The sequence below is a fragment of the Psychroserpens burtonensis DSM 12212 genome, from assembly GCF_000425305.1.
GTDB lineage: Bacteria > Bacteroidota > Bacteroidia > Flavobacteriales > Flavobacteriaceae > Psychroserpens > Psychroserpens burtonensis.
The window spans coordinates 1-11,582 of sequence record NZ_AUDE01000042.1 but is presented as its reverse complement, the minus strand read 5'-3'; the positions used below and the strand labels follow the sequence as shown (position 1 = coordinate 11,582).

The window sequence follows — 11,582 nt, the reverse complement described above, 5'->3', positions numbered from 1 at the left end:
AGGTGTAAAGGCAGTAATGTCATAGCCGAGTAGTACTAATAACCCATAGGCTTATTGCACACCTGTTTTTTTATAAAGTGTAATTAAATATTAGTTTTTTATGTATGTATGACGTGTAACGTTCTTTTTTCAATATGTTATTTTTATACGGTTAAGTAGATTTATCTACTAGCGCCGAAAGATTTAAGGTGATTATAGCGATGGGGCTCACCTCTTACCATTCCGAACAGAGAAGTTAAGCCCATTTGCGCCGATGGTACTGCATTTGTGGGAGAGTAGGTCGTCGCCTTTTTTGAAACCCTTTTCATAGTTTTATGGAAAGGGTTTTTTTTGTTTTTATTTTTCATGATTTGTATTCCTTTTTTTTATCTTCACAACGTGGGTCTTATTATTAATATTATTATATGAGTGCTAATAAAGACATCGATTTGGCTTGGGATTTTATTAATAATACTAATAGAAATTTATTTCTTACTGGTAAGGCAGGTACTGGTAAAACTACTTTCTTACATAGACTTAAAATGAAATCCTTAAAGAGGATGGTTGTTGTTGCGCCCACTGGTGTTGCAGCTATTAATGCTAAAGGAGTAACAATACATTCGTTTTTTCAAGTTCCTTTTGGACCAATTTTACCTAATGAAGATTTAAAAGGTTCTGGAGGGTTCAATAGAAAATTCGGTAAGACAAAGATCAATATTATTAAATCTATGGATTTATTAGTTATTGATGAAATTAGTATGGTTCGGGCAGACTTATTGGATGGTATCGACAAAACTTTGAGAAGATTTAGAAATCGAGATCAGGTTTTTGGTGGTGTCCAATTATTGATGATAGGTGATTTGCAGCAATTATCTCCAGTTGTAAAAGAAAACGAATGGCAAATATTAAAACCTTTCTATAATAATGCTTTCTTTTTTAGCAGTTTGGCTTTCCAAGAATGTGAGGCCATTACAGTAGAACTTAGACATATATATAGACAGGACAATCCTAAGTTTATTGAAATCCTAAACGAGATTAGAACAAACTCTTTATCACAAGCTTCGGCAGATGAACTCAATAAAAGATTCCAGCCAGATTTTTCGCCTAATGAAAATGAAGGTTACATTTCATTAACAACACACAATAATAAAGCGGAACGGACTAATAATTTCGAATTAGAGAAGTTAAAGAAAAAAGCGATTACATATAAAGCTTCTATTGATGGCAAGTTTCCTGAATATTCATATCCTAACAAAGAAGATCTAACGTTAAAGGTTGGTGCTCAGGTTATGTTTATTAAAAATGATAGTTCGGTCGAAAAACGCTACTTTAATGGTAAAATTGGAAAAATTATTCTATTAGATAAAGATGAAGTTATTGTAAAGTGTCCAGATGACGATTTTAATATTATAACCTCTCCTGAAACTTGGGATAATATAACCTATGCTGTAGATAAAGATACAAATGCAATTACAGAAAATAAAATTGGGTCCTATAAACAAATACCTCTGCGTTTAGCGTGGGCAATTACGATTCATAAAAGTCAAGGTTTAACTTTTGAGAAGGCTATTATTGATGCTCAAGGTGCGTTCGCACATGGTCAAACCTATGTGGCGTTAAGTCGTTGTAAAAGTCTGGACGGTTTGGTTTTGAAAAGTAGAATTAGTTCTAGCCAAATTATAAGTGATAGCAATGTTATTTTGTTTAATAAAATGGCTGAGGAGAATCAGCCAGATGAATCGATCTTGAACCAATCTAAGTCGGAGTTTCAACTTGCCCTAATTTTCGAAGTTTTTAATTTTTATAAATTTTTATATCCTGTTAATCGTATTCTTGATGTGTTCTATAAAAACAGAGGAAGTATAGAAGGGACGGTTGAACCACCTATGATTTCAATTAAAGATTGTATAGCTAATTTACTTAAAGTAGCGAATGCTTTTAAATCACAATTAAGTGGGCTTTCTCAAATAAATCAAAGCCCTGAGTCTAGTGAAGATATACAAACACGTTTTACTAAAGCTTTAAATTATTATGAAGTGCAAGTTAATTCTAAAATTAATGAGCCCTACAAAACCTTTAGTTTTACAACAGATAACAAGGCTATAGAAAAAGAATTGACCACGGCTTTAGACTCATTTGAAGAGCTATTAGCTGTGAAACAATTGTATTTTAAGGGACTGGCAGATGGTTTTAAGGTTATAGAGTTTTTAGAATTAAGAGCTAAATCGGTCTTTTTAGCTAAGGAAGCGCCAAAGAAATCTAGAAAAACAGTTATTGATGGTACAACTAATGTTGAGTTATTTGAATTACTTCGAGAACTTAGAAATACAATAGCCAATGACAATGATTTAATTCATTATCAAATTTTTAATCAAAAATCTTTGTATGAAATGTGTGAAACTTTACCAACTAATAAAACTGAATTGCTAAAAGTAAACGGTTTTGGTAAAACACGTGTTGAAAAGTATGGGTCTAAGATTTTAAAAGTGATTGGCGATTATTGTGATGAAAACGATATCGATACCGTTAAAAATGTTCATATTTTTGAGCCTCCCAAGCCTAAGCGACAAAGAGGAGATACTAATAGGACATCGCTAGAATTATTTACATCGGGTAAACCAATAGCACAAATAGCTTTAGAACGTGATTTGAACATTACTACTATTACAGGGCATTTGGCTAGTTTTATAGCTTCGGGAGAAGTAAAAATTCTTGACTTAATTTCAGAAAAACATTACAAAGAACTAAAAACCATTATACCAAAGCATAAGTTTGAAAATCTTTCGGACTTAAAACATCAAATAGATGATAAATACACTTTTGGAGAATTACGTTTGATGTTAGATCACTTATCTAATAATTAGAAAAAGCTTCGAAATAAATTCCGAAGCTTTTCAATATATAACGTTAACTATTACTTATCCTTTAATCACACCTCTCGAAATCACGATTTTTTGAATTTCCGAAGTGCCCTCATAAATTTGAGTAATCTTTGCATCACGCATTAAACGTTCAACATGATATTCTTTTACAAATCCGTTTCCACCATGTATTTGTACAGCTTCAACCGTTTGTTCCATAGCTACTTTACTGGCATATAATTTGGCCATTGCACTAGACATGTCATAGTTATTACCTTGGTCTTTATCCCAAGCAGCTTTCATCACCAACATACGAGCAGCCTCTATTTCGGTATACATATCTGCCAATTTAAAAGCAATAGCTTGATGGTTGCAAATTTCAGTACCAAAAGCTTTACGAACTTTAGAGTATTTAAGAGCTAATTCATAACCTCCTGCTGCAATTCCTAGCGCTTGAGCAGCAATACCAATACGACCGCCAGATAAGGTTTTCATAGCGAAAGTAAATCCAAATCCGTCCACTCCAATTCTATTTTCTTTAGGAACTTTTACGTCATTAAATTGTAAGGTATGTGTATCACTTCCTCTAATTCCTAACTTATCTTCTTTGGGACCAATATGAAACCCTTCTGCACCTTTCTCAACAATAAAAGCATTAATACCTTTATGTCCTTTATCTCTATCTGTTTGAGCTATTACTAGGTAAACATCGCCTCTACCGCCATTAGTAATCCAGTTTTTGGTGCCATTTATAACATAATGGTCTCCTTTGTCTATAGCAGTAGTAGCTTGAGATGTTGCATCACTTCCTGCTTCAGGTTCACTCAAGCAAAAAGCACCAACGAATTCTCCAGTGGCTAGTTTTGGTAAATATTTCTGACGTTGTTCTTCATTACCATAAGTTTCAATACCATAACATACCAAAGAATTATTTACCGATACGATAACAGATGCAGAGGCGTCAATTTTTGATAGTTCCTCCATGATTAGGACATACGAAATTGCATCCATACCGCTTCCGCCATATTTAGGATCTACCATGATCCCCATAAAACCAAGATCTCCCATTTTACGCACTAACTCATTAGGAAAAGTTTGTGCATTGTCACGTTCTACAACGCCAGGAAGTAATTCGGTTTGTGCAAAATCACGAGCGGCGTCGCGAATCATAATATGTTCTTCGGTTAAGCTAAAATCCATAGTCTTATTTAAATAATTAATTTGATAAAAAATGAAATCAAAGATAAGTCTTTATTGGGATATTTTCAATCGTTATAGCTATTTTTACGTAATATGATAAAATCGAGTTACAATATTATTGGTGTAATGTCGGGGACATCTTTGGATGGAATTGATTTAGCACATATTACTTTTGAGGTTGGTAATAAATGGACGTTTACAATTCGAAATGCTGAAACGGTTGCATACCCAGAAATCTGGAAGCATAAACTGTCAAATCTCGTAAATTATAATCTAGAGGCACTTAAAATAATAGACGAAGAGTACACTATTTATTTGGCAGATGTTATAAATGATTTTCTTCGGAAATATCAACTTAACACTATGGATGTTATTTGTTCTCATGGACATACTGCGTTGCATCAACCTGAACACAATCTTACCTATCAAATAGGAAATTTACCGTCATTGGCTAAATTAATTGGAAATACTGTTGTTTGTGATTTTCGGATTCAGGATGTGAAATTTAATGGACAAGGAGCTCCTTTGGTGCCAATTGGTGATCGCTTATTGTTTTCAGGGTATGACAATTGTATTAATTTAGGCGGATTTGCTAATATTTCTTCCGAAGAAGATAATAAACGAATTGCCTACGATATCTGTCCAGTTAATATTGTGATGAATCGTTTTGCTAAAAAGTTAGGTTGCGATTATGATAAAGGAGGGGATCTTGCTAAATTTGGTAATGTCGATCATAGCCTACTAAAACTTCTGAATGAAATTAGCTATTATGCTCATAAACCACCAAAATCTTTAGGTTTAGAATGGGTAGAATCACAAGTGTTCCCAATACTTGAATCATCGAAAATTTCCGAAGAAAATATTTTAAGAACCTTTGTTGAGCATATTGCTATTCAAATAGCCAAAGCTTTCAATACAAACTCTAAAGTCTTATTTACTGGAGGAGGATCTTTTAATAATTTCCTTTTGGAGCGCATTAAAGCTCAAAAATATTTTGAGTTAATCCTGCCTTCAAATGAGATTATAGAATTTAAAGAAGCTTTGATTTTTGGACTCTTGGGGGTTTTGAAATTAAGAGGAGAAGTGAACTGCCTGTCAAGTGTTACGGGAGCAGATTGTGACCATTCTTCTGGAGTAATATATTATCCATAAAAATATACTAAAATTAATATAAAGCGATTTATTGTTTTTTATATTTGTTACGACGAATTAACATAAATTTTTTATAAATGAATCAACTCTAGCTATTCTGTTATTTACAATGCCCTTTTTTTAATAAGTTATCAATGATTCAAAGTATATAAATGAAAGAATTACTACAAAAATACGAGAACAAATCACCAGAAATAATTTTTAATTGGAAAGATCCAGAAACTGAAGCGGAAGGTTGGACTGTCATAAACTCTCTTAGAGGAGGAGCAGCAGGTGGAGGAACTAGAATGCGTGTAGGACTTGATATAAATGAAGTTCTATCACTTGCTAAGACCATGGAAGTAAAGTTTACGGTCTCTGGTCCAGCAATTGGAGGTGCAAAATCCGGAATCAACTTTGATCCCAAAGATCCAAGGAAAAAAGGCGTTTTAGAACGTTGGTATAAAGCAGTTTCTCCTTTACTCAAAAGCTATTATGGTACTGGTGGTGACTTAAATGTTGATGAAATTCATGAAGTAATTCCAATTACTGAGGAAAGCGGAGTTTGGCATCCTCAAGAAGGTGTTTTTGAAGGTCACTTTAAACCAACACCAGCAGATAAAATTAATCGTATAGGTCAATTACGACATGGTGTTATTAAGGTGATTGAAAACCCTCAATATTCACCAAGCGTAGCTAGAAAGTATACGGTCGCAGATATGATTACTGGTTTTGGAGTTGCAGAAGCTGCAAAACATTTTTATAATGTTCACGGAGATTCTATAGTGGGTAAACGAGCAATAGTTCAAGGCTTTGGAAATGTCGGTGCGGCAGCAGCATTTTACTTGTCTCAAATGGGAGCTAAGGTTGTTGGTATTATTGATATTGTTGGAGGTCTAATAAAAGAAGATGGATTTTCTTTTGAAGAAATCACTGAGCTTTATCTTGCCAAAGCAGGAAATACTTTAGTGAGTGATCATCTCATTCCGTTTTCAGAAATAAATGAAAAAATATGGTCTTTAAAGACCGAAATATTCGCACCATGTGCGGCTTCAAGATTGATAACTCAAGATCAAATTGATCATATGATTGGTACAGGCTTAGAAGTAATTTCGTGCGGAGCAAATGTGCCTTTTGCAGATAAAGAGATTTTCTTTGGAAGCATTATGGAGCATACCGATAATAAAGTTAGCCTTATACCAGATTTTATTTCAAACTGCGGAATGGCTAGAGTTTTTGCTTACTTTATGGAACGAAAAGTACAAATGACAGATGAGGCTATTTTTAATGATACTTCAGAGACTATTAGAAAAGCAATTCAAAGAGTTTACGATAAAAATCAAACAAAAACAGGCATAAGTGCAACCGCTTTTGAGATTGCTTTAACACAATTAGTATAACCTAACCATTCACTTTATGGAGACCATAATAATATTAGTATTTGTTTTAGGCTATCTAGCCATTACTGTTGAACACAGTATAAAAATTGATAAATTAATTCCAGCCTTAGTTATGATGGCTATAAGTTGGGCCTTGATATCTTTAGGGATAGATTCTTTTCCGCAATGGTTTGATTCTGCTAGTCATGGACTTGTAGAAGGGTTTTCAGAGTTAGGGCATGAAAGCAAAATGCACTGGATGGAAGAAACATTACTACATCATTTAGGTAAAACTGCTGAGATTTTAGTCTTTTTATTGGGAGCAATGACCATCGTTGAAATCATTGATTACTTTGATGGATTTGCAACAATTAAAGGTTTTATCAAAACAAAAAGTAAAAAGAGAATACTTTGGATTTTTGGATTTTTAGCATTTTTCTTGTCTGCTATTATAGACAATTTAACAGCAACAATAGTATTAATTTCTATTCTGCAAAAATTGGTCTTTGATAGAAATGTTCGTATTTGGTATGCAGGTTTGATTATTATTGCTGCAAATGCAGGTGGAGCGTGGTCTCCAATTGGTGATGTAACAACAACTATGCTTTGGATTGGTAAAAAAGTGACAACAGGTCATTTGTTTGTTTATTTGTTTTTACCATCTCTTGTATGTATGTTAGTTCCTTATTTTATCGCTTCGTTTCTACCGGCATTTAAAGGTAATTTGGATCAAACAAGTGATGAAGATTCAGATAAGCCTAAAAGTAAATTTAGCTCTACAATGCTATATCTTGGATTAGGAGGTATTGTTTCTGTACCAATTTTCAAAACAATAACTCATTTACCACCTTATGTAGGTATGATGTTAGCATTGGGTGTGGTCGCAATTTTTGCTGAAATTTATAGTAATTCAAAATTCAGTATTTCTAGTTATGATTCTGAAGAACATGAAGAACACGCTCACCATAGTCCTGTTCATCATTCGCTATCAAAAATTGAATTACCAAGTATTTTGTTTTTCCTCGGAATATTAATGGCTGTCGCTGCACTTGAGTCTTTAGGAATCTTATTTGGTTTTGCGGGAACATTACAGGATAAAATGCCAATGTTAGGTACAGAATTACATCATGGAGGTGTTTCAGATTTGGTCGTATTACTGTTAGGAGTAGGATCAGCGATTATTGATAATGTACCATTAGTAGCAGCGAGTTTAGGCATGTTTTCAGAGCCAATGGATAATGAACTTTGGCATTTTATAGCCTATTCTGCTGGGACAGGAGGATCTATGTTAATTATAGGTTCTGCTGCAGGTGTTGTAGCAATGGGAATGGAGAAAATTGATTTTTTCTGGTATCTTAAAAAAATATCATGGTTAGCATTAATAGGCTTCTTAGCTGGGGCTGTTGTCTTTATGTTTACAAGAACAATTTTTTAATTGTACCAAGTTTATTTTAAGTTGTAATTGGTATTATATACTTTCAATAGAAAACAATCGTTATTACAATAGTTAAAATTAATTTTCAATTTTTTTAATATGGTATTACAAAGTAATATTCAAGATGGAGTAGATGTCTTAACAGATGGAGAGCCAGTAGAAAAAACATTATCAATTATAGAATTAATTAGTAGTGGTGGTCTAGCGGGTCAAGTAATTATAGCTATTTTATTTGTGATGCTCATATTTGCAATCTATATTTATTTTGAACGATTGTTTGCTATAAAAGCGGCCTCACAAATAGATTCTAACTTTATGAATCAAATTAAGGATCATGTTAGTAATGGTAAAATAGATTCTGCTCAAATGTTATGCGCGCAAGTTAATTCTCCAGTGTCAAGACTTATCAATAAAGGAATTACACGTATTGGGAAACCTTTAGAAGATATTAATACAGCTATTGAAAATGCAGGTCGATTAGAAATATACGGATTAGAAAAAAACGTGAGTATTCTAGCAACAATTTCCGGTGTAGCTCCAATGATTGGATTTCTTGGAACTGTAGTGGGAATGATTTTAGCAATTTTTGAACTCGCCAATGCAGGAGGTACAATACAGATGGATGTTCTTGCCAGCGGTTTATATACAGCGATGACAACAACTGTTGCTGGTCTTATTGTAGGTATTGTTGCCTATATGTTTTATAACCACTTAGTCGTTAAAACAGATAAAGTTGTATATCAAATGGAGGCGAATTCTTTAGAATTTTTAGATCACTTAAACGAGCCTATTTAATGAATTTAAGAGGAAGAAATAAAGTAACACCTGAGTTCAATATGTCGTCAATGACAGATATTGTATTTCTGTTATTGATATTTTTTATGATAGCTTCAACATTGGTAACCACTAGTGCTATTGATATTTTATTACCAACAGCCAGTGGTAAAACTGAAAACAAAAAATCAGTCGCGGTCAGTATAAAGAAAGATTTGACCTATTATATTGATCAAAAACGAGTAGGAGAAAGTGTTTTAGAAAGCGAATTGATTTCTTTATTATCAAAACAAGATGAGCCAACAGTGGTTTTGCGAGCAGAGAAATCTGTTCCTGTTGAGCATGTTGTAAAGGTTATGGATATTGCTAATAGAAATAAGTTCAAGGTTATTTTAGCAGTAAAGCCAAATAATTAAAACTCATTTTTTCTTCGGAATACATCCTGCTCCATTGGTAAAGCATCGCAAAAAAAAGTATTAGATGAAGTATTTAGAAACCAAACACGAACAAAATTCAGCAAAGATAACGGCATTAATTGCAGTCATTCTTGTGTTGCTCTTGTTTGTTATGGGAAATACTTATATGGATCCTCCAGAAGAATATGGGGTTGCTATTAATTTTGGGAATTCTGAAGTGGGTTCAGGTAAGGTTCAACCAACTGAGCCTATCAAATCTAGAGTTAGTAAAGAGGTCGTTAAAGAAGATAAGCAAGCTGAAAAAGTAGAAGAGGTAAAAACAGCTTCCGAAGCAAGTAGCAAAGCAGAAGATGTTATGACTAATGAATCTGCAGAAGCAATAGCAATTAAAAAAGCAAAAGAAGCTAAAGCTAATGCAGATGCTAAGGCAAAGGCAGATGCAGACCGTAAAGAAAAATTGCGACAAGAAGCAGAAGCTAAAAAAGCTAAAGAAGAGCAAGATAAAAAGGATAAACTAGACGCCCTTATTGGAGGAGTAAAAAACTCTGATGGTCCAACTAAGGATGGAGAAGGTCCAGGTGATGGACCAGGAGATAAAGGTGAGTTAGATGGAAGTCTATATGCACCTTATAATGGAATTCCAGGATCTGGAAATGGAGGCGTAGGCTATGGTTTAAAGGGAAGAGGAAAACCTAGTTTTAAAATGCAAGATGGTTGTGAAAACGAATATGGCAAAATCATGGTTGATATTGTTGTAGATCCCAGTGGTAGAGTAATAGAAGCAACATCAGGAGTACAAGGAAGTGATAATGTAACCGCGTGCTTAAAAGAGCAAGCAAAAAAAATAGCCATGTCATACAAATGGGAAGCAAATTCAAACGCACCTGCAAGACAGTTTGGTAAAGTAATTGTTAACTTTTCGCCTACCAATTAAATGACCTACCAAGATACAGTAAGCTGGATGTTTAAGCAGTTGCCTATGTATCAAAACCAAGGCAAGACTGCTTTTAAAAAAGACTTATCAAATACGCTACTTCTTTCCAATCACTTAAAAAATCCTGAGCGTAAATTTAAGAGTATTCACGTTGCAGGAACTAATGGTAAAGGTTCTACAAGTCACATGATTGCTTCGGTATTGCAAGAGGCTGGTTATAAAGTTGGTCTTTATACATCTCCACATTTAAGAGATTTTAGTGAGCGTATAAAGATTAATGGCAAAGAGGTTAGTAAACAATTTGTTATCGGTTTTATAAAACGGAATAGAGTTTTTTTTGAGCAACATCAGTTATCTTTTTTTGAGATGACCGTTGGTATGTCTTTTGATTATTTCGCGAGACAAAAGGTCGATATTGCAGTGATTGAGGTTGGCCTTGGAGGTCGTTTAGATTCTACAAATATTATCCTTCCAGAAGTTTCAGTTATTACTAATATTGGTTTTGATCACACTCAGTTTTTAGGAACGACTTATGAGGCTATCGCTAAAGAAAAAGCAGGAATTATTAAGTCTAATATTCCTGTAGTTATCGGAGAAACCCAACGGGAAACTAAAACTACTTTTTTAGAGATCGCTAAAATGAATGCTGCTAAAATTTATTTTGCAGAGGATTTCAATTCTAATTACGCGAGTGATTTAAAAGGAAGTTATCAAAAACATAATATTAAGACAGCAACTAGTGCTTTAAGAGTTTTAAGTGAAAAAAGTTTTAATGTTTCCGAGGAAAATATTAAAAAAGGATTACAAAATGTCATTAAAAACACAGGCTTAAAAGGACGTTGGCAAGTATTACAATTAGAACCTAAAGTTATTTGTGACACTGCGCATAATAAGGAAGCTCTAACTTATATTGTTAAGCAATTAGCTCAAGAAAACTATAATAAACTACATATGGTATTTGGTGTTGTTAATGATAAAGATGTCGATTCTATTTTGCCATTGCTACCAAAAGAAGCAACATATTATTTTTGTAAACCTAATGTTCCTAGAGGTTTAGATGCTAAAATTTTAAAATCTTATTTCATTCGGGAAGGGTTTAAAGGTAAAGCGTACAACTCTGTAAAGATGGCACTAGACGCGGCTAAAATGGTCGCAAACCCTGAAGATTTAATTTACGTTGGCGGAAGCACTTTTGTAGTCGCAGAGGTCGTGTGAAAATGGAATAGTGCTGTCATTAAATTTCATTAAAATGTATGTATTAAATGCTGAGTTCAACCCATAAGTGCAACACACTTAATTATTTAGGACTTCAATAGGGTTATTATAATTAAACTTTCTAATTGGTCTGTAATTTAGTAATTTTTCTACTTCTTTTATTCTCTTAGCTGAGACTTCTCTAAGGTCTGTTTTCTTTGGAAAAAATCTTCTTATTACACCTATTCTGTTTTCGACAGTTCCCTTATCTTGAGAGGT

At 33.6% G+C, this 11,582-nt stretch carries 9 protein-coding genes, 1 rRNA gene and 1 pseudogene; 9 read left to right on the top strand and 2 right to left on the bottom strand.

The features are described 5' to 3' along the window. The first annotated feature begins 184 nt into the window (after positions 1-184). Together rrf and H593_RS0114875 are read left to right on the top strand one after the other, a co-directional pair. Positions 185-292 (top strand): 5S ribosomal RNA (rrf, locus tag H593_RS0114880). A gap of 112 nt (positions 293-404) precedes the next feature. After that, a complete protein-coding gene (locus H593_RS0114875; RefSeq protein ID WP_028873164.1) occupies positions 405-2,843 on the top strand; it encodes a helix-turn-helix domain-containing protein in 2,439 nt (812 codons plus the stop codon). Between the two features lie 54 nt (positions 2,844-2,897). Here H593_RS0114875 and H593_RS0114870 read toward each other — a convergent pair whose 3' ends face one another. Then, a complete protein-coding gene (locus H593_RS0114870; RefSeq protein WP_028873163.1) occupies positions 2,898-4,040 on the bottom strand; it encodes an acyl-CoA dehydrogenase in 1,143 nt (380 codons plus the stop codon). 93 nt (positions 4,041-4,133) lie between these two features. Between H593_RS0114870 and H593_RS0114865 the strand changes: the two genes are divergently transcribed. From H593_RS0114865 to H593_RS0114835, 7 genes are all read left to right on the top strand, one after another. Then, positions 4,134-5,192, top strand: a complete 1,059-nt coding sequence (locus H593_RS0114865; protein WP_028873162.1) for an anhydro-N-acetylmuramic acid kinase — start codon at positions 4,134-4,136, stop codon at positions 5,190-5,192. A 152-nt stretch (positions 5,193-5,344) separates the two neighbouring features. After that, positions 5,345-6,571, top strand: coding sequence for a Glu/Leu/Phe/Val dehydrogenase dimerization domain-containing protein (locus H593_RS0114860; protein WP_028873161.1), 1,227 nt, complete (start codon positions 5,345-5,347; stop codon positions 6,569-6,571). 16 nt (positions 6,572-6,587) lie between these two features. Beyond that, positions 6,588-7,985 carry a sodium:proton antiporter NhaD gene (gene nhaD / locus H593_RS0114855; RefSeq protein ID WP_028873160.1) on the top strand — a complete coding sequence of 466 codons (1,398 nt, stop codon included), beginning with the start codon at positions 6,588-6,590 and terminating at the stop codon, positions 7,983-7,985. Between the two features lie 99 nt (positions 7,986-8,084). Further along, positions 8,085-8,780, top strand: a complete 696-nt coding sequence (locus H593_RS0114850) for a MotA/TolQ/ExbB proton channel family protein (protein ID WP_028873159.1) — start codon at positions 8,085-8,087, stop codon at positions 8,778-8,780. Further along, a complete protein-coding gene (locus tag H593_RS0114845; RefSeq protein WP_028873158.1) occupies positions 8,780-9,175 on the top strand; it encodes an ExbD/TolR family protein in 396 nt (131 codons plus the stop codon). Before H593_RS0114850 ends, H593_RS0114845 begins: the two co-directional genes overlap by 1 nt. 64 nt (positions 9,176-9,239) lie before the next feature. After that, positions 9,240-10,109, top strand: coding sequence for an energy transducer TonB (locus H593_RS0114840; protein ID WP_028873157.1), 870 nt, complete (start codon positions 9,240-9,242; stop codon positions 10,107-10,109). Continuing rightward, positions 10,110-11,324: a bifunctional folylpolyglutamate synthase/dihydrofolate synthase gene (locus tag H593_RS0114835; RefSeq protein WP_028873156.1), complete on the top strand. Its 1,215-nt coding sequence runs from the start codon at positions 10,110-10,112 to the stop codon at positions 11,322-11,324. Between the two features lie 56 nt (positions 11,325-11,380). Here the strand turns inward: H593_RS0114835 and H593_RS21045 are convergent. After that, positions 11,381-11,582, bottom strand: a pseudogene (locus tag H593_RS21045) (IS30 family transposase); the annotation flags it as partial.